This is a genomic window from Microbacterium sp. C-MGS6 (assembly GCF_058140415.1).
The window spans coordinates 1,071,057-1,087,571 of the sequence record NZ_CM176934.1 but is presented as its reverse complement, the minus strand read 5'-3'; the positions used below and the strand labels follow the sequence as shown (position 1 = coordinate 1,087,571).

General features: G+C 71.7%; 16 protein-coding genes. 10 read left to right on the top strand and 6 right to left on the bottom strand.

Going from position 1 to position 16,515, the window contains the following annotated elements:
* Nucleotides 1–6: 6 nt before the first annotated feature.
* From AC3B5L_RS05245 to AC3B5L_RS05235, 3 genes are all read right to left on the bottom strand, one after another.
* The gene (locus AC3B5L_RS05245) at nucleotides 7–669 is read right to left on the bottom strand and encodes an SDR family oxidoreductase (protein ID WP_490096263.1); all 663 of its coding nucleotides are present in this window, start codon (nucleotides 667–669) and stop codon (nucleotides 7–9) included.
* 96 nt (nucleotides 670–765) lie between these two features.
* Nucleotides 766–1,698 (bottom strand): N-acetylmuramic acid 6-phosphate etherase, encoded by a 933-nt coding sequence (gene murQ, locus AC3B5L_RS05240; protein WP_280569788.1) that lies wholly within the window; start codon nucleotides 1,696–1,698, stop codon nucleotides 766–768.
* Nucleotides 1,688–2,578, bottom strand: coding sequence for a BadF/BadG/BcrA/BcrD ATPase family protein (locus tag AC3B5L_RS05235; RefSeq protein WP_313366428.1), 891 nt, complete (start codon nucleotides 2,576–2,578; stop codon nucleotides 1,688–1,690). The genes murQ and AC3B5L_RS05235 overlap by 11 nt, the downstream gene beginning before the upstream one ends.
* A gap of 102 nt (nucleotides 2,579–2,680) precedes the next feature.
* On the opposite strand from AC3B5L_RS05235, the gene AC3B5L_RS05230 reads away from it, so the two are divergent.
* On the top strand, nucleotides 2,681–3,538 hold the full coding sequence (locus AC3B5L_RS05230) for a MurR/RpiR family transcriptional regulator (RefSeq protein WP_490096262.1): 858 nt from the start codon (nucleotides 2,681–2,683) through the stop codon (nucleotides 3,536–3,538).
* Nucleotides 3,539–3,561: 23 nt separating this feature from the next.
* Here the strand turns inward: AC3B5L_RS05230 and AC3B5L_RS05225 are convergent, their stop codons facing one another.
* A complete protein-coding gene (locus AC3B5L_RS05225) occupies nucleotides 3,562–4,704 on the bottom strand; it encodes a DUF998 domain-containing protein (RefSeq protein ID WP_259952064.1) in 1,143 nt (380 codons plus the stop codon).
* A gap of 105 nt (nucleotides 4,705–4,809) precedes the next feature.
* Here AC3B5L_RS05225 and AC3B5L_RS05220 point away from each other — a divergent pair, with 105 nt between their 5' ends.
* The 8 genes from AC3B5L_RS05220 (at nucleotide 4,810) to AC3B5L_RS05185 (ending at nucleotide 13,141) form a co-directional block, all read left to right on the top strand.
* Nucleotides 4,810–5,766 carry an AraC-like ligand-binding domain-containing protein gene (locus AC3B5L_RS05220; RefSeq protein ID WP_259952063.1) on the top strand — a complete coding sequence of 319 codons (957 nt, stop codon included), beginning with the start codon at nucleotides 4,810–4,812 and terminating at the stop codon, nucleotides 5,764–5,766.
* A gap of 591 nt (nucleotides 5,767–6,357) precedes the next feature.
* Complete coding sequence (locus AC3B5L_RS05215) at nucleotides 6,358–7,146, top strand: MoaF C-terminal domain-containing protein (protein ID WP_490096261.1); 789 nt, start codon at nucleotides 6,358–6,360, stop codon at nucleotides 7,144–7,146.
* A 112-nt stretch (nucleotides 7,147–7,258) separates the two neighbouring features.
* Complete coding sequence (locus AC3B5L_RS05210; protein WP_187663529.1) at nucleotides 7,259–7,681, top strand: nuclear transport factor 2 family protein; 423 nt, start codon at nucleotides 7,259–7,261, stop codon at nucleotides 7,679–7,681.
* 33 nt (nucleotides 7,682–7,714) lie between these two features.
* Nucleotides 7,715–8,881: an ABC transporter substrate-binding protein gene (locus AC3B5L_RS05205; protein WP_187663528.1), complete on the top strand. Its 1,167-nt coding sequence runs from the start codon at nucleotides 7,715–7,717 to the stop codon at nucleotides 8,879–8,881.
* A 189-nt stretch (nucleotides 8,882–9,070) separates the two neighbouring features.
* Nucleotides 9,071–9,931: an ABC transporter permease subunit gene (locus AC3B5L_RS05200; protein ID WP_101846949.1), complete on the top strand. Its 861-nt coding sequence runs from the start codon at nucleotides 9,071–9,073 to the stop codon at nucleotides 9,929–9,931.
* On the top strand, nucleotides 9,918–11,690 hold the full coding sequence (locus tag AC3B5L_RS05195; RefSeq protein WP_490096260.1) for a branched-chain amino acid ABC transporter ATP-binding protein/permease: 1,773 nt from the start codon (nucleotides 9,918–9,920) through the stop codon (nucleotides 11,688–11,690). The genes AC3B5L_RS05200 and AC3B5L_RS05195 overlap by 14 nt, the downstream gene beginning before the upstream one ends.
* The gene (locus AC3B5L_RS05190) at nucleotides 11,687–12,379 is read left to right on the top strand and encodes an ABC transporter ATP-binding protein (RefSeq protein WP_187663525.1); all 693 of its coding nucleotides are present in this window, start codon (nucleotides 11,687–11,689) and stop codon (nucleotides 12,377–12,379) included. Before AC3B5L_RS05195 ends, AC3B5L_RS05190 begins: the two co-directional genes overlap by 4 nt.
* Nucleotides 12,380–12,490: 111 nt before the next feature.
* Entirely contained in the window at nucleotides 12,491–13,141 is a 651-nt protein-coding gene (locus tag AC3B5L_RS05185) for an HAD-IA family hydrolase (RefSeq protein ID WP_490096259.1), read from the top strand.
* 38 nt (nucleotides 13,142–13,179) lie between these two features.
* On the opposite strand, the gene AC3B5L_RS05180 is transcribed toward AC3B5L_RS05185, so the two are convergent.
* Both AC3B5L_RS05180 and AC3B5L_RS05175 read right to left on the bottom strand, forming a co-directional pair.
* Nucleotides 13,180–13,995: an SDR family NAD(P)-dependent oxidoreductase gene (locus AC3B5L_RS05180; RefSeq protein WP_490096258.1), complete on the bottom strand. Its 816-nt coding sequence runs from the start codon at nucleotides 13,993–13,995 to the stop codon at nucleotides 13,180–13,182.
* Between the two features lie 53 nt (nucleotides 13,996–14,048).
* The gene (locus AC3B5L_RS05175; RefSeq protein ID WP_490096257.1) at nucleotides 14,049–14,798 is read right to left on the bottom strand and encodes an SDR family NAD(P)-dependent oxidoreductase; all 750 of its coding nucleotides are present in this window, start codon (nucleotides 14,796–14,798) and stop codon (nucleotides 14,049–14,051) included.
* 243 nt (nucleotides 14,799–15,041) lie between these two features.
* Here AC3B5L_RS05175 and AC3B5L_RS05170 point away from each other — a divergent pair, with 243 nt between their 5' ends.
* Nucleotides 15,042–16,496: an APC family permease gene (locus AC3B5L_RS05170; protein ID WP_490096256.1), complete on the top strand. Its 1,455-nt coding sequence runs from the start codon at nucleotides 15,042–15,044 to the stop codon at nucleotides 16,494–16,496.
* The last annotated feature ends 19 nt before the right edge of the window (nucleotides 16,497–16,515 follow it).

The following is a 16,515-nucleotide window of genomic DNA, read 5'->3' as shown; positions in this document are numbered from 1 at the left end:
GCGCGATCAGTAGCGGGCGGAGAAGGCCCCGTCGGCCTGGAGGAGCTGCCCGGATATCCAGCGCCCCTCGTCCGAGACGAGGAACGAGACGACGGCGGCGATGTCGCCCGGGGTGCCGAGGCGCCCGAGCGGCGTCATCCCGGCGAGGCCGGCGCGCGTCTCCTCGTCCATCCATCCGGTGTCGATGGGGCCGGGGTTCAGGACGTTGGCGGAGATGCCGCGCGGACCGAGCTCGCGTGCGGCGGAGATGACCAGCCGGTCGAGCGCGCCCTTGGAGGCCCCGTAGGGCAGGTTCCCGGTGACGTGATCGCTCGTGAGCGCCACGATCGCGCCGCCGTCCTCGGTCTGCCGGGCGAAGGCCGCGATGAGGAGCAGGCTCGCCCGCGCGTTCACGGCGACGTGCCGGTCGAAGCTCTCCGCCGTGGTGTCGAGGATTCCGGACTCGACGTCGTGCGCGTGGCTGAGGACGAGCGCGGAGATCGTGCCGTGCGCCTCCGTGACCTCGGCGATCAGGCGCTCCGGTCCGTCCGCGGTGGAGAGGTCGGACGGGTGATCGGCGTCGTCGAGGTCGCTGGTGACGACGGTCCAGCCGTCGGCACGGAGCCGCGGGACGATGCCCGCGGCGATGCTGTTCGCGCGCGCGGCGCCGGTGACGAGAGCGAGGGGCATGCCCTCACGCTAGCGGGCACGCCGTCGCGGGTGCGAAAAGGTGCGCCGATCGCTCCCGTCAGGCGCGTCTCTCATCCCTGCCGAGGGGAGAGCGGGTCAGGCGAGGGCGGCGATCGCGTCGCGGAGGATGCCGTCGGCCGCGGCCAGCGCCTCAGCGGCGGCCTCGGCGGAGGCGCCCGTCGCGAGCAGGAGCAGCGCGAGCTTGACGGAACCGTCCGCGGCCTGCAGCGCGGCGGACGCGGCGTCGACGTCCACACCCGCGAGCTGCGACACCGTGCGGATCGAGCGCGCGTGCAGCTTCTCGTTCGTGGCCAGCAGGTCGACCATGACCCCGCGGTACGTCTTGCCGAGCTTGATCATCGAGAGCGTCGTCAGCATGTTCACGACGAGCTTCTGCGCCGTGCCGGACTTCAGCCGCGTGGAGCCCGAGATGAACTCCGGCCCCGTGACGACCTCGATCGCGATGTCGGCCTCCGCGCCGGTCGCCGACCCCGCGTTCGAGGCGATCGCCACAGTGAGGGCGCCGAGGCCCCGGGCGTACCGCAGCCCGCCGATGACGTAGGGCGTACGGCCGGATGCCGAGATGCCCACCACCGTGTCCCGCTCGGTGAGGTCGAGGTCGCGCAGGGCGAGGGCCGCGGCCTCATCATCGTCCTCCGCGTTCTCCACCGCCGAGCGGATGGCCGTCTCCCCGCCGGCGATGAGTCCGACCACCATCGACGGGTCGGTGCCGAAGGTGGGCGGGCACTCGCTCGCGTCGAGCACGCCGATGCGACCTGCCGTGCCCGCACCGATGTAGATGAGGCGACCGCCGCGTCGGAAGCGCTCCGTGATGCCGTCCACCGCCGCCGCGATCTCCGCCGTGCGACCCGCCACGGCCTCGGGCACCCGACGGTCCTCGGCGTTCATGCGCTCGACGAGCTCAGTGGTGCTCAGCAGGTCGAGATCGCCCCGCTCGGTGGACGAGGCCTCGGTGTCCAGGCCCGCGAGCTCGGCGAGAAGGGTGGTCAGACGGGGGTCATTCGGCACGGTGCACGAACCTTTCATGGGGGAGGTCGAGGCGACGGGTCAGCAGCAGGGCCCCGTCCATGGCGCCGCCTCGCGCGGGGAGGACCCGACGGCCGTTCCCTTCGAGCGCGCGTGTGAGGGCGGCGCGGAATCCGTCGTGGTCGGTGAGGCCGCCGTGCAGTGCGACGTCCGCGGTCGGCCCGGCGGCCGCAGCGGTCGTCGCAGCGAGGAGCCGGACGGCCTCGTCGACGATCCCGCGGGCGACGGGGTCGTCGTCTGCGGCGGCGGCGAGTACGAGGGGCGCGAGGGTCGCGAGGCGGCGGGCGAGCGCACCGTCGGCGGCCAGCCAGGCCTGCACGGCCGAGGGCGGGCCGACGGGGGCGGCGAGCGCCGCGGTGAGAGCGGTGGGCGCGGCCAGCCCGTCGTGGGCACGGAGCACGGCGCGCAACGCCTCGCGGCCGAGCCAGGATCCGCTGCCGAAGTCGCCCAGCTCGGGACCCCAGCCGTCGACCAGACGCGCACCGGAAGGGTCGACGCCCAGCGCCACGGCTCCGGTGCCGGCGATGAGCAGCACGCCGGCCGCGCCGTCGAGAGCGCCCGCATGGGCGGTGACCACGTCCGACGCCACGGCCACGCGCGCTCCGGTCCGTGCGGCGAGCGCGGCGGCGAGTTCCGCGGCCGCCTCCGGGGCGAACCAGGCGCCGGCCGCCCCCACGCCGAGCGTGTCGATGCGCTCGACACCGTCGAGCAGCGGGAGAATCGCGGTGAGCGCCGCCTCCACTCCGCCCGCCGCGGCGAGGCCCGGCGCTCCGATCCCGGAGCGCTCCCCGGCCGTCGCGCCGTGCACGACGAGGCGGCAGCGGGACTTGCCGAGGTCGACGGTGGCGGTCGTCTCGCTCATCGGCACTCCTCGGATCCGGCGGAAAGAAAGAAAAGCGACTACACAACACGTAGACTCGCTGAAAAGAATTTACCATCCCGTTCCGCAGTTCCGGAGGATACCGTGAGCATCCAGTCCACGATCGAAGCCGCCGCTGCGACCCTGCCCCCGTCGCTGGCGCGCGTCGCGGCCGCTGTGCGGGAGAACCCGACCCTCGTGATCGACAAGACGATCAGCGAGCTCGCCGAGGAGTGCCGCACCTCGGTCGCCTCCGTCGTGCGGTTCTGCCGCGCGATCGGCTTCACCGGATACGCGCCGCTGCGGATGGCCCTGGCCACCGAGCTCGGCAAGGAGGCCGCGCAGTTCTCCGCCCGCGGCGCCTACGGCTCGGAGATCTCCGACGAGGACTCTCTGGAGGAGGCGGTCTCCAAGCTCGCGACCCTGGAGCTCCTCGCCATCGAGGAGACCGTCGGCCAGCTCGACTTCGCTGTGCTGGCGGCGGCTGTCGCGGCCATCGACGGCGCCGACCGGATCCTGCTCTACGGCATCGGCGCCAGTCAGTTCGTCGCGGAGGACCTCGCGCACAAGCTCCTCCGCGTCGGCCGCAACGCCCACGTCCTCGCCGACCCCCACGAGGCGATCGCCGCCGCGGTCCTGCCCGTCAGGACCACCGTCGCCATCGGGTTCTCGCACGCGGGGTCGACGATCGAGACGGTGCGGTTCCTCGAAGCCGCCGTCGCCAACGGTGCGACGACCGTCGCCGTCACCTCCGTGAAGGACTCCCCTCTCGCCCAGGTCGCCGACCACGCCCTGTTCACCGAGGTGCGCGAGTCGACCTTCCGTGCCGGGGCGATGGTGAGCCGGATCGCGCAGCTCGCCCTCGTGGACTGCCTGTTCATCGGCGTCGCCAAGCGGCGGTACGCCGAGACCGTCGACGCCCTGCAGCGCACGCGTCAGGCGACGCGCCTCCTCCGCGACTGACGACGCCGCCGAGCGCGGGTGCGTCAGCGGACAGGGGCGTCCAGCACCGTCGGAGCCTCCGTCCGTGACGTGTGGCTTCCCATCGTCCCCGCCGTGCGCAGGAACACGATGATCCAGCTGAAGATCAGCACGGCCGCGATGAGCTCGACCGCCGTGAGGTTGTAGTAGCCGACAGCGAAGAACGCCCCGAGCAGCACGATGACCAGCACGTACGTCCAGCCGAGGCCGACGAAGACGCGCGGGATGCTGCGCACGAACCACGGCAGACCGACGACGACCACCGCGAACACCACCACCATGCCCGTCGCGACGGTGTTGTGCAGACCGAAGAACTCGTCGACGGGGAAGATCCCGACGCACGCGAGGAAGATGCCCATCAGGATGAGCCCGCCGCGCACGATGGTCCGGCCACGGCGGTCGACCGGGTCGTCGACAGGCAGCCCCGCCGTCGCATAGCGCGAGATGGTCGTCACCATGATCCCCGCGATGACGAGGGTCACGTTGAAGGCCACCGAGGCGCTGTTGCTGCTCATGCCCAGCGCCGACAGGTTGTCGCGCCACCAGTGCACGTCACTGGAGGCCAGCATCGCCGCGAACGCCCCGACGACGAGGAACACCGCCAGGACCAGCGACAGCACGGTCGGCGTCAGAGCGACGGCGCTGAGGAAGGCGACGTAGCCCGTGAGCGCGAACGCCACGGCGACCAGGATCGCTCCGGGGAACGCGAAGACGGGGGCGTCCACGAAGCTCTGCTCCAGCAGCTGCGCGATCCCCAACCAGCCGAGGTAGGCGATCGCGGCGTGCGCGAAGGCGATGGCGGCGAGGTCGTACCAGCGCAGGCGGTCGCCGGGTACCGCGAATCCATCCCTGGCGCGGGTGGGGTCGGGCTCCGGAACCCGCACAGCGAGCCGCCCCAGGGCGAAGGCGAGCGCCGCCGCGATCGCGCCGCCGTAGGCCGCGAACATACCGATCGAGCCGGTGCCGCTGATCGAGAGCTCCCGCCCCCAGAACACCGGCAACGCCACGAGGAACCCGACGAGGAGGAACGCCGCACCGACGATCAGCGCGGTCGCCTCGAACACCGCGTCGGAGGTGGCGGGTCCGCGCACCTGGCGGAGCACCTGCCGGATCCGCTGCGTCACCGTCGACATCATCCCGCCGTTCACGGACCACATCCTAGACGGCACCCCCGCAGGATCGTCGCCGGTGGTAGCATCACGGAACGGATCGTATACAACGTCGTCGTTCCCACCAGCCCGAGGTGATCAGTCATGAACGGTGCCCTCACCACCCCCGCCGAATCGGTGTCCACGCTCGTCGCGCGCAACATCAGCGAGTTCCGCGCCGCCGTCTCCGAGTCGTTCGTCCCGCTGCAGGTGTCCACCGCGGGCGCCGACCAGTTCCGCGGCGTGATCCGCGGCGCCGCCGTCGACGAGGTGCACGTCAACGACATCCGCGCGACCTCGCACGTCGTCGAGCGCACCACCGAGCTCATCGCCCGCGGGGACCGCTCGTACTTCAAGGTGAGCCTGATGCTCGCCGGGACAGGCCTGCTCATCCAGGACGACCGCGAGGCCGTGCTGGAGCCCGGCGACCTCGCCGTCTACGACACCGATCGGCCGTACTCCCTCGTCTTCGACCAGGACTTCCGCACCATGGTCGTCATGTTCCCGAAGCACCTGATCAGCCTCCCGCCGGACATGATCGGGCAGCTCACGGCCGTCCGCATCTCGGGTCAGGAAGGGCTCGGCGGCATGGTCGTGCCGTACCTGACGCAGCTCGCCGGCAACCTCGATGAACTCGCCGGCACGACGGGAGCCCGGCTCGCGCACAGCGCCCTCGACCTCGTGACCACCGTCTTCACGCGGGAGCTCGGTCTCGACCAGGTCTCCGCCGACCCGCACCGTGCCCTCATGCAGCGGATCCGCTCGCACATCGACCGCAACCTCGCCTCCACGGACCTCGGACCGGCCTCCATCGCCGCCGCGCACTTCATCTCCACCCGCCACCTGCACGGACTGTTCCAGGAGCAGGGGGTGACCGTGTCGACGTGGATCCGCACCCGCCGCCTGGAGCAGTGCCGTCGCGACCTCCTCGACCCGATGCTCGCCGACCGCCCCGTCGCCGCCATCGCCGCCCGCTGGGGCTTCGTCGACGCGGCGCATTTCAGCCGCGCCTTCAAGACCGCCTTCGGCGTCTCCCCCAGCGAGTACCGCGCCACCCACTGACCCTGTTGTTCCCGTACTCCCCGTCGCGCGCGGGATCAAAACCGCCCCGCCAGCGCTCGCCTCGCGCACGTTTCTGATCCCGCACCATCCCCCCGCCCCGCGTGCGGGATCAGGAACGCACCTCACTCCCGTCGGGCAGGGGCACTTTCGACCCCGCACCGACGCGCGGCACTCCGTGCGCGAGAGACACGACTCCCGCGCGCCAGATGACACGACTCCAGCGTGCGGGATCAGGAACGCACCCCACACGCGTCCGGCAGGGGCGGTTTCCGTCCCGCGCCGGGGCGGCCGCAGGCGGGACGCCCGTGCGGGATCAGGAAGGCACCCCACTCGCGTCCGGCAGGGGCGGTTTTGATCCCGCACGGGGGCCAGGGGCGGATCCAGGGACGGAACCGCGGGGACGGAACCGCCGGTACGGTGCCCCGCGGGGACGGGACTTGCCCGGGAGGGCACGCCGGTTGACTCTCGGTGCGGGATGGACTCCGCGCGCTTGAGGGGTCCCCCGGTGCGGCCGGAGCATGAGGCAAGCGCATCGCGACGACGCGGTGCCCGGGGCGACGAGGCCCCGCCGTGTGCGACGTCAGGACCCTCATGACCGACATCTCCGCCGACCCCGCTCTGGACGAATGGCGCACGTACGACGAGTTCGCCGCGGGCATCGACACGTTCCGCCTGCCGAACACGATGCTCGCCGGAACCGCGCTCACGCTCACCCTCGACGACGACACCACGCTCGCGCTCCGCTTCGACGAGGACTCCGTGGCCTGGGAGGGCCTGGGCTCCTCCGGTAGCGACCCGTACGACGCCGTCCGCGTGCGCGACGACGTCGTCTTCGTGAACATCCCCTTCGAGACCCGCGAGCGCGAAGCCCTCACCGTCGTCTTCTCCACCACGACCCACCGCGCCACCGTCATCCGCTCCCGCATCGCCGCGAAGGCCGTCGAGGGTACCCCGCAGGTGGGGCAGGACTTCTGGGCCGCGACCACCGACGCCGGGCCCGCGACCGGCGAGGTCCCCGGTCCGAGCCGCGACCTCATCGGCAAGCGGAACATCTACCGCTACAGCCCTCACCACCTGTACGAGCACGTCTACGTCTCCAGCCAGCGCTACGCGTGGCAGTGCCTCGAGGGCGTCCAGCGCGGTCACGGCGACATGGACCTCTCCACGGTGTGGAAGTTCGCGCACGGCCTCTACCTCTTCTGCTTCCGCGAGTTCCGGATCGCGGTGGCGAGCGTCTGGCTCCACGACCTCGGCTACCAGCTCATGACGACGGGGATCTTCCTCGGACTCAACGGCGACGGCGAGTCCGAGCACTCCCGCGCCGGCGGACACATCTACCCGCTGGGCGCCGTCGCCTACCCCGACGCACAGCCCGCCTGACCCTTCGACCCTTCGACCCTTCGACAGGCTCAGGGACCCAGACGGGCTCAGGGCCCTTCGACAGGCTCAGGGACCCAGACGGGCGCAGCGACCCACCACGGAAAGAGAGCACATGAGCAACGCAGACCTGATCCGCGACCACTACGCCGCCAACGACCGCGGCGACCTGGACGGCATGCTCGCGCCCTTCGCGGCCGACATCGAGTGGACCGAGGCCGCCGGATTCCCCTACGCCGGAACGTACATCGGCCCGGACGCGGTCGCCGAGAACGTCTTCGGCCGCATCCAGGAGGAGTGGGACGACTACACCGTCGCGATCGACGAGGTCGTCGACGGCGGCGACGTCGTGGTCGGCATCGGCACCTACTCCGGCACCTACAAGCGCACCGGGCGGTTCTTCGCCGCCCGGGTGGCCCACGTCTGGCGCGTGGCGGGCGGCGAGATCGTCGCCTTCGAGCAGTTCACCGACACGGAGCTCGTGAACCGCGCCCTGCGCGCGCCGTCGACGAGCACCGAGACCCAGCCTTCGAGCTGACAGCACGACCCGAACAGGAGAGGCAGGAAGCACATGAACAGACGAGCATCCGGCGCCGCGGCGATCATCGCCGTGGCCGCCCTCGCTCTCGCCGGCTGCGCCGGCGGCGACGGAGCCGGGGGCGACGGTGCCCCCATCGTCGTCGGCTCCGTGAACACGATCAGCGGCCCGGCGACGTTCCCGGAGGCCTCGCAGGCGGCTGCCGCCGTCTTCGACGCGTTCAACGAGGACGGCGGCCTCGACGGCCGCACGATCGAGTACAAGATGCTCGACGACAAGGGCGACCCCGCCACGGCCACCGCCTCGGCGCGGGAGATCGTGGGCAGCGACGAAGCCGTCGCGCTCGTGGGCTCCGCGAGCCTCATCGAGTGCGAGATCAACGCGAAGTACTACGAGCAGGAGGGCATCCTCTCGGTGCCCGGCATCGGCGTCGACACGGGCTGCTTCGACAGCGAGAACATCTCGCCGGCGAACGTCGGCCCGTTCAACGACATGACCCTCACGCTGCAGTACGGCTCCGAGGTGCTCGGACTCGACGACATCTGCATCCTGCTGGAGATCGCCGGTTCCACCCGTCCGACCTATCAGGCCGCGATCGACAAGTGGACCGAGATCACGGGCAAGGAGCCGAAGTACGTCGACGACACCGTGCCGTACGGCGCCTCCGATTACACGCCCTACATCGTCAAGGCGCGGGACCAGGGCTGCAAGGCCCTCGCGATCAACCCGGTCGAGCCCGACGCGATCGGACAGGTCAAGGCCGCGAACGCGCAGGGCTGGGACGACGTGACCTGGCTCTACCTCACGAGCGTCTACAGCGAGAACTTCGCCGACGCGATCGACGACGCGGGCGCCGGCATCTACGTCCCCGCCGAGTTCTACCCGTTCACGGACGACAGCGACATCAACGCGGACTGGCGGACGCTGATGGAGGAGAACGACATCCCCCTCACCTCGTTCAGCCAGGGCGGCTACCTCGCGGCGACGTACTTCATCGAGGTGCTGAAGAGCATCGACGGCGACATCACCCGGGAGAGCGTCTCCGAGGCGCTGAAGGGCATGGACCCGATCGAGAACCCGATGGTGGGCACCCCCTACGCCTTCGGCACGCAGAACACCGCGGGCTGGCCGATCATCCTGAAGTCGGGCACGAACGCCTGGGAGAAGGTCGCCGACGACTGGCTCCGGATCGGCGAATAGTCCCCGCGCTTCGACAGGCTCAGCGACCCACGCCGGGTCCCCGCGCTTCGACAGGCTCAGCGACCCACGCCGGGTCCCGCGCTTCGACAGGCTCAGCGACCCACGCCGGGTCCCCGCGCTTCGACAGGCTCAGCGACCCACGCCGGGTCCCTGAGCCTGTCGAAGGGCCCTCACCAGAAAGGACGCCTGATGCTCCAAGGCGCCATCGCCGGACTCGCCGCCGGCGGCCTCTACGCCGTCCTCGGCGTCTGCCTCACCCTCATGTCACGCCTCGTGCGCGTCGTGAACTTCGCCCAGGCCGCGACCGGCATGTTCGGCGCGTTCACCGCCGTGTGGTTCGTGCGCGAGATCGGACTGCCCATCTGGCTCGGCTCGATCCTCGGCGTCCTCGTCGCGGGCCTGCTCGCCGCGGCCATCGGCTTCATCGCCGCGACGTGGCTGTCGGAGGCCTCGACGACGACCCGCTCCGCCATGACGGTCGGCCCGCTCCTGCTGCTCATCTCGCTGTCGTTCATCCTGTTCGGCAACAAGCCGCAGCCGTTCACCCCGATCATCGCCGGCCCCGCGTTCTCCTTCGGCGGCGTGGTCATCAGCCAGGTCACCGTCGCGACGGTGGCGATGGCCGTCGTCACCGCCGTCGCCGTCCGCATCGTGCTGCGCCGCACCAGGGTCGGCACCCAGCTGCGCGCGCTGTCGGAGCGGCCGACCACGGCGGAGCTGCTCGGCATCCGCTCCCGGCCGCTGTCGATCGCCGTCTGGTTCGTCACCGGGATCATCAGCGCCATCGCGATCATCATCGTCGCGCCCTCGCAGTCGAACGATGCCACGAGCCTGTCCATGCTCATCGTCCCCGCTGCGGCAGCCGCCCTCCTCGGTGGCTTCCGCCGGCTCGACCTCGCCGTCGTCGGCGGGCTGCTCCTCGGCGTCCTCGGCGGACTCGTCGCGCAGATCGACGAAGTGGCGCTCGTGCGCAACTTCCTGCCGTTCCTGTTCATCGTCGTCCTGCTGCTCTGGACGCAACGCAAGGAGGTGTGGGATGCCGCTCGCTGACCGCCCCTGGTTCCGGATCACCTGGCCGTTCGCCGTCGCCGTCGTCGGCATCGGCGTGGGCGCGCTCCTCAGCGCCGCCCTTCCCGGCTACTTCGTCTTCCTCGCGATCAGCGCCGTCACGGCCGCGATCGCGATCCTCGGCCTGGGCATCGTCACCGGCTCGGCCGGGATGATCGCCCTGTGCCAGCTCACCTTCGCCGCGGTCGGGGCGTGGATCGTCTCCCTGCTGAACGTGATGCAGGCGCCCGGCGGCTTCCTCGTCTGGCTCGTGCTCGGCGGCGTCGCGGCCGGTCTCGTCGGCATCCTCGTCGGCCTCCCCGCCCTGCGGCTGCGCGGCGTGAACCTCGCCGTCGTGACGCTCGGATTCGCGGCCGCGGCGGACGTCACGCTCGTGCAGATCCAGTTCCCCGGCTCCGCGGACGGCATCGCGATCGAGCGGCCCGCGCTGTTCGGCAGTGACCGGGAGTTCTTCTTCCTCTCCATCGTCGTGCTCGCCGTCTGCGGCCTGGCGGTGTTCTTCCTGCAGCGCGGACGCTGGGGCGCCAGCTGGAAGGCCGTCGCATTCTCCGAGCGGGGCACGGCCGCGGCCGGGCAGAGCGTGCGCACCGCGAAGCTCACGGCGTTCGCGGTGTCGGCGGCCCTCGGCGGCGTCTCCGGCGGGCTGCTCGCCGGACAGGTGCAGCTCCCCTTCGCCTCGAGCTTCACACCACTGCAGTCCCTCGCCCTGTACGTGCTGGCGATCATGTCCGGCGCGCACCTCATCGACATGGCCATCTTCGGCGGACTGCTCTGGGTGCTCGTGCCGGAGCTGCTCAAGCGCTGGGGCGTGCCGCAGGACTGGGGCTTCGTGGTGTTCGGCGTGCTGGGCGTCCAGGCCCTCACGAGCGGCACGAACCTCGGCCAGGGCATCCGCAACCTCCTGTACCGGCGGGCCGACCGGCGCACGGCCACCGCGGAGCTCACGGCGCTCCCGCCGGACGCGGGAACCGATGCGACGGCGATCACCACGACCACGACGGCCACCGTCGACGAGGCCGCCCTCGACGGCGCCCCGGTGCTCACGGTCGACGGGCTGACCGTGCAGTTCGGGGCGCTCAAGGCCCTCGACGACGTCTCGTTCACCGTGCCCGCCGCCTCGATCATGGGGCTCATCGGTCCGAACGGCGCCGGGAAGTCGACCTTCGTCGATGCCATCAGCGGGTTCCTCCCCCAGCACGAGGGCCGCGTGCTCCTCGGCGACCGCGACCTCGCCGGGCTCTCCCCCACCCGGCGCGCCCGCCTCGGACTGCGACGGACCTTCCAGCAAGACCGCGTCCCGCCGGCGCTCACGGTGGGCGGCTATGTGCGCTTCGTGGCCCGGCGGCGCCTCGCCGCGGCGGACATCGACGAGGTCCTCGCGTTCTTCGGATGCCCGCCGGCCCGGGCGCGCCTCTCGAGCGTCGACGTCGGCACCCGGCGGCTCGTGGAGGTCGCGGCGAACGTCGCCGCCCGCCCGCGCCTGCTCATCCTCGACGAACCCGCCGCCGGCCTCTCGCACGAGGAGCATTTGGCGCTCGCGGCTCGCCTCCGCGAGCTCCCCGGGCGCTACGGCGTGGCCCTCATCATCATCGAGCACGATCTGGACCTCGTCCGCTCGGTGTGCCCGACCCTCACGGTCCTCGACTTCGGCCGCGTCCTGGCGAGCGGCCCGCAGGCCGAGGTCCTCGCGAACCCCGACGTCGTCAAGGCGTACATGGGAGAGACGGAGCTGCTGAAATGAGCGCACTGGTGCTCGACGGGGTGACGGTGAGCCGCGGCGCCGGGCCGGTCATCTCGGACGTCTCGCTGCGGGTGACAGGCGGCGAGGTCCTGGCGCTGGTCGGCCCGAACGGCGCTGGCAAGACGAGTCTGATCGAGGCGGTGTCCGGCGTGACACCGCACTCGGCCGGGTCGATCCTGCTGGACGGGGATCCGATCGACCGGCTCTCCCGCGTGGCGCGAGCCCGGCGCGGCATCGTGCACATCGAACAGGGGCGGGCCGTGTTCCCGTCGCTGACCGTGCGCGAGAACCTCTCCCTCACGGCACGCACCGCCGGGGAGATCGAGGCCGTGCTGGCGCAGTTCCCGGAGCTCGAGAAGCGCATCGACTCCCCCACGGCGCTGCTGTCGGGTGGGGAGCAGCAGATGGTGGTGCTGGCACGGGCGTTCGCGGCGAAACCCCGGGTGCTGCTCATCGACGAGATGTCCCTAGGCCTCGCGCCGGTGGTGTTCCTGCGTCTGATGCCGATCGTGTCGTCGATCGCGGAGTCGGGGGTGGCGGTGCTGCTGGTGGAGCAGTTCACGCAGCTCGCGCTCGGTCTCGCGCAGGAGGCGGTGGTCGTCGCCGGCGGCCGCGTGTCGTTCCAGGGCGCCCCGCAGGCCCTCCAAGACGACCCCGCCCTCCTCCACCGCGCCTACCTCGGGGGCTGAGTCTCCCGTCGACCCACCCCGTCGCGTGCCTCCCGCCCCGTGCGTACGTGCGCAGGGGGCCGGGGCGCGCGAAAGGGGGTGGGTCGGCGGCGTGGGGGTTAGCCTGAGGGAGTGACCGAGATCCTCCACGCCCGCGCCGCCCTCCTCGATATGGACGGGACCCTCGTCGACTCGACCGCCGTCGTGGAGCGCCTCTGGCTCGCCTGGGCGGAGCCGCACGGGATCGATCCGGAGACCGTGCTCCGCACTGTCCACGGGCGGCAGGGACATCAGAGCATGGCGATCCTGCTCCCCGAGCGCGACCACGCGATCAACCTCCGCGAGAACGAGGTCATGCTCGCGACCGAGGCCTCCGACGTGGACGGTGTGATCGGCATCCCGGGTGCCGAGGACCTGCTCGCCGCGCTGCAGCCGTTCCCGCACGCCGTGGTCACCTCGGCCAACGTCGCCCTCATGACCGCGCGGATGGGCCAGGCCGGGCTCACGGTCCCCGAGCTGGCCGTCACGGCGGAGAACGTCTCCGCCTCGAAGCCCGATCCGGACGGCTTCCTCCTCGCCGCCCGCACGCTCGGCATCGACCCCGCGGACTGCGTCGTGTTCGAGGACTCCGGCGCCGGCATCCAGGCCGCCCACGCCGCGGGCATGCGCGTGATCGGCATCGGCCCGCACGCCGCAGCCCACGCCCCGACCGCGCACGTCGACGACCTCACGCACGTCGCCGTGGTCCGGACCGACGACGGCTTCGAACTCCGCATCGACTGAGGCGGAGGGCCGGAACCGCCGCTCGACTTTGACCCGCGCTACATCCCGGCGCGGTCGAAGGCGATGGTCGGCACGTCGACCACGTGCGACCCGCCGTCCGCCACGATCACGGCGCCGGTGATGTACGACGACTCCCCCGACCCGAGGAAGCGGACGACCGAGGCGATCTCGGCGGGCCGCGCGGGGCGGCGCAGCGGCACGTCGGCGGTGACCGTCGCGTACCCCTCCTCGCGGGAGCCGAGGCCGGCATGCGCGGCGAACTCGTCCATCTCCTCGTCGGCCATCGGCGTCTGCACCCACCCGGGGCAGATCGCGTTGACGCGGACGCCGTGGCGCCCGTAGTCGCGCGCGAGCGTCCGCGTGAGGCCGATGAGCGCGTGCTTGCCGACCGTGTATCCGGCCACCGACGGCCCCGCGAAGAGCCCGGCCAGCGACGAGACGATCACCACCTGCCCCTTGGCCTCGATCAGCGCCGGCAGTGCCTCGCGTGCCATCACGAACGCGGTGGTGAGGTTGGCGCGGATCGCCGCGTCCCAGCTCGCGTCGTCGGTCTCGGCGACCGGCGAGAAACCGTGTCCCCCGGCGTTCGCGACGAGGACGTCGATCCGGCCGAACCGCGCGAGGATCTCGGCGATCGCGGCCTGCGCCGACGCGGTGTCCGCCGCATCGGCGACGACGGGCAGGGCTCCGACCGCGCGCTCGACCTCGTGCAGCGGCTCCGGCCGGCGGCCCACCACGACGACGTGCGCCCCCTCGGCCGCGAACCGCTCCGCGACCGCCGCGCCGATGCCCGTGCCGCCTCCGGTGATGACGACGACGCGTCCGGAGACGCTCGATCCGACCACGGTTGCCATGTGTGCTCCTGTGTGTTCTGCGCGCGTGCGCTGTGGGGCCGGACGCGGTCGCGTCAGGCGGGGAATCCCGACCGGGCGGTGTACCCGAAGTCGCTGAGGAGGGTGGTGCCGTTCACGGTCCGGCTCCGCGGGGAGAGGAGGTACGCCACGTGCCCGGCGACCTCGTCGGCGCTCTGCACGGGGAAGGCGGGGTCGGCGAAGGCCTCCGAACCGAGATCCCCGCGGCTCATCGGAGTGTCGACGATGGACGGTGCCACCGCGTTCACCCGCACCCCGGTGCCGGCGAGGTCGACCGAGAGCGCCCGCCCGAACTGCACGAGCGCCGCCTTCGATGCGGCGTAGGGAGCCATGCCCGGCGAGGCCACGACGGCCGAGTCGCTCGCGAGCAGCACGACGGACCCCGCGGCGGACTCCCGGAGCGCCGGGATCGCGTGCTTGAGCACGAGGAACGCGCCGGTGACGTTGACGGCGAGGACGCGGTTCCACTCCTCCAGTGCGGTCTCCTCGATCGGCGTCCCGACCGGGCCCGAGATCCCGGCGCAGCAGACCACCGCATCGAGACCTCCCATCGCGCGGACGCCGGCGTCGACCGCGGCGGCCACCTGCTGTTCGTCCGTGACGTCGGCGGCGAGCAGCACCGGATCGGCGCCGGCGACCGCGGCGGCGTCCCGGAGCGCAGCCGCGTCCCGGTCGAGCAGCGCGACCCGCACCCCCTCGGCGGCGAGCGCCCGGACGACGGCACGGCCGATGCCGCTGGCGGCCCCCGTGACGAGGGCCGTCGTGTCGTCGAGCTGCAGGTCCATCGCGTCCTCCGACCGCGGCCCGGCGCCGCGCGGCGCCGACGAGACAGCGGTGTCGTCCCGGTCATCCTGCTCCGCGGGGCGAAGGGGCCGCACGCCCACCGGCGGGGTGTGCGCGGTGGCACCATCGTCCTTCGCTCACGGTCAAGCGCCGGATCGAGGCGGCGAGCAGACTCGCTCTATCGACGATTCCCCTCGTCGTCGATGCCGTGTCCGCACGGCCGTCACCCGAGCAAAGGAGCCGACGTGGCAGAGCAGACCGCCGCACCCACGACGCCGCACCACACCTCCCTCCGCCCCGGCGCCCTCGGCGTCGCCGGCATCGTCTTCCTCGTCCTGGCCGCCGTCGCGCCGCTGACCGGGATCGTCGTCGTCGCCTCCCTCGCCATCGCCCTGGGCAACGGCGGCGGCACCCCGATGTCGTTCTTCCTCGTCGCGGCCATCCTGCTGCTGTTCGCGATCGGCTACGCCCAGATGTCGAAGCAGCTCGTGAACGCGGGAGGCTTCTACGCCTTCGTCGTGAAGGGCCTCGGCCGCACCGGCGGACTCGTCGCGGGCCTCATCGCAACGCTCGGCTACAACTTCTTCGTCGTCGGCACGATCGGCACCAGCGGCTTCTTCATGCAGACGATCATCCGCGACCTCACCGGTCTCGACGTGCACTGGCTCGTCTGGGGCCTGCTGTCGATCGTCGTGTGCTTCGTCCTCGCGCGGATCGGCGTCGACTTCAGCTCGAAGATCCTCGGCGTGTGCCTCGTGCTCGAGGTGCTCATGCTCGTCGTTTTCGACATCTCAGTGCTCGTGCAGACCGGCTACGACGTCGCCGCGTTCAGCCCGGAGGCCGTGTTCTCCGGCTCGCTGCCCATCGGCCTGCTGCTCGCGGCGACCGGCTTCCTCGGGTTCGAGGCCACTGCGCTCTTCAGCGAGGAGGCCAAGCAGCCGCTGCGCACGATCCCGCGGGCGACCTACACCTCGATCATCGCGATCGGCGTGATCCTCGGCGTCACGACCTGGGCCGTGGTGAGCGCGACCGGCGTCGCACAGGCGCAGGCCACGGCCCTGGAGCACCTGCCCACGGGCGACCTCATCTTCTCGCTCTCGCAGCAGTACCTGGGCGGTCCGCTCACGACCGTGATGATGGTGCTGCTCCTGGTGAGCCTGTTCGCGGCGATGCTCGCGTTCCACAACTCGGCCACCCGCTACCTGTACTCGCTGGGTCGCGCGAAGATCCTCCCCCAGGCCCTCGCTCGCACCCGCCCGAACGGTGCCCCGCAGCTCGCGGGCATCGTGCAGGCCGGCTTCGCAGCGATCGTGGCGATCCTGTTCGCCCTCGCCGGCGCCGACCCCATCGTCACGCTCGTGCCCGCGATGCTCGGCTTCGGCACCCTCAGCGTGCTGATCCTGCAGGGGCTCGCGGCGATCTCGATCGTCGTGTACTTCCGGCGCCGGAACGACCCGCGGTGGTGGAGCACGTTCATCGCGCCGGGCATCGGCTTCCTCGGCATCGCGGCCATCTCGATCCTGGCGATCGTGAACTTCAACATCGTGGCCGGCTCCGAGGAGCTCGCGATCCGCCTGATGCCGCTCCTGCTCGTGCTCGCGCTGATCGGCGGCATCGTCTACGCCGCCTACCTCCGCCGCGCCAAGCCCGCCGTCTACGACGGCCTCGCCACCGACCTGGAGCGGTTCAGCGACCGCTGACGCCCGCGCCGACCCCGTT

Coding starts and splice junctions, on each gene's coding strand:
- AC3B5L_RS05245 (WP_490096263.1), bottom strand. CDS start 669: ATGCCCCTCGCTCTCGTCACCGGCGCCGCGCGCGCGAACAGCATCGCC.
- AC3B5L_RS05235 (WP_313366428.1), bottom strand. CDS start 2,578: ATGAGCGAGACGACCGCCACCGTCGACCTCGGCAAGTCCCGCTGCCGC.
- AC3B5L_RS05220 (WP_259952063.1), top strand. CDS start 4,810: ATGAACGGTGCCCTCACCACCCCCGCCGAATCGGTGTCCACGCTCGTC.
- AC3B5L_RS05215 (WP_490096261.1), top strand. CDS start 6,358: ATGACCGACATCTCCGCCGACCCCGCTCTGGACGAATGGCGCACGTAC.
- AC3B5L_RS05210 (WP_187663529.1), top strand. CDS start 7,259: ATGAGCAACGCAGACCTGATCCGCGACCACTACGCCGCCAACGACCGC.
- AC3B5L_RS05205 (WP_187663528.1), top strand. CDS start 7,715: ATGAACAGACGAGCATCCGGCGCCGCGGCGATCATCGCCGTGGCCGCC.
- AC3B5L_RS05200 (WP_101846949.1), top strand. CDS start 9,071: ATGCTCCAAGGCGCCATCGCCGGACTCGCCGCCGGCGGCCTCTACGCC.
- AC3B5L_RS05195 (WP_490096260.1), top strand. CDS start 9,918: ATGCCGCTCGCTGACCGCCCCTGGTTCCGGATCACCTGGCCGTTCGCC.
- AC3B5L_RS05190 (WP_187663525.1), top strand. CDS start 11,687: ATGAGCGCACTGGTGCTCGACGGGGTGACGGTGAGCCGCGGCGCCGGG.
- AC3B5L_RS05180 (WP_490096258.1), bottom strand. CDS start 13,995: ATGGCAACCGTGGTCGGATCGAGCGTCTCCGGACGCGTCGTCGTCATC.
- AC3B5L_RS05175 (WP_490096257.1), bottom strand. CDS start 14,798: ATGGACCTGCAGCTCGACGACACGACGGCCCTCGTCACGGGGGCCGCC.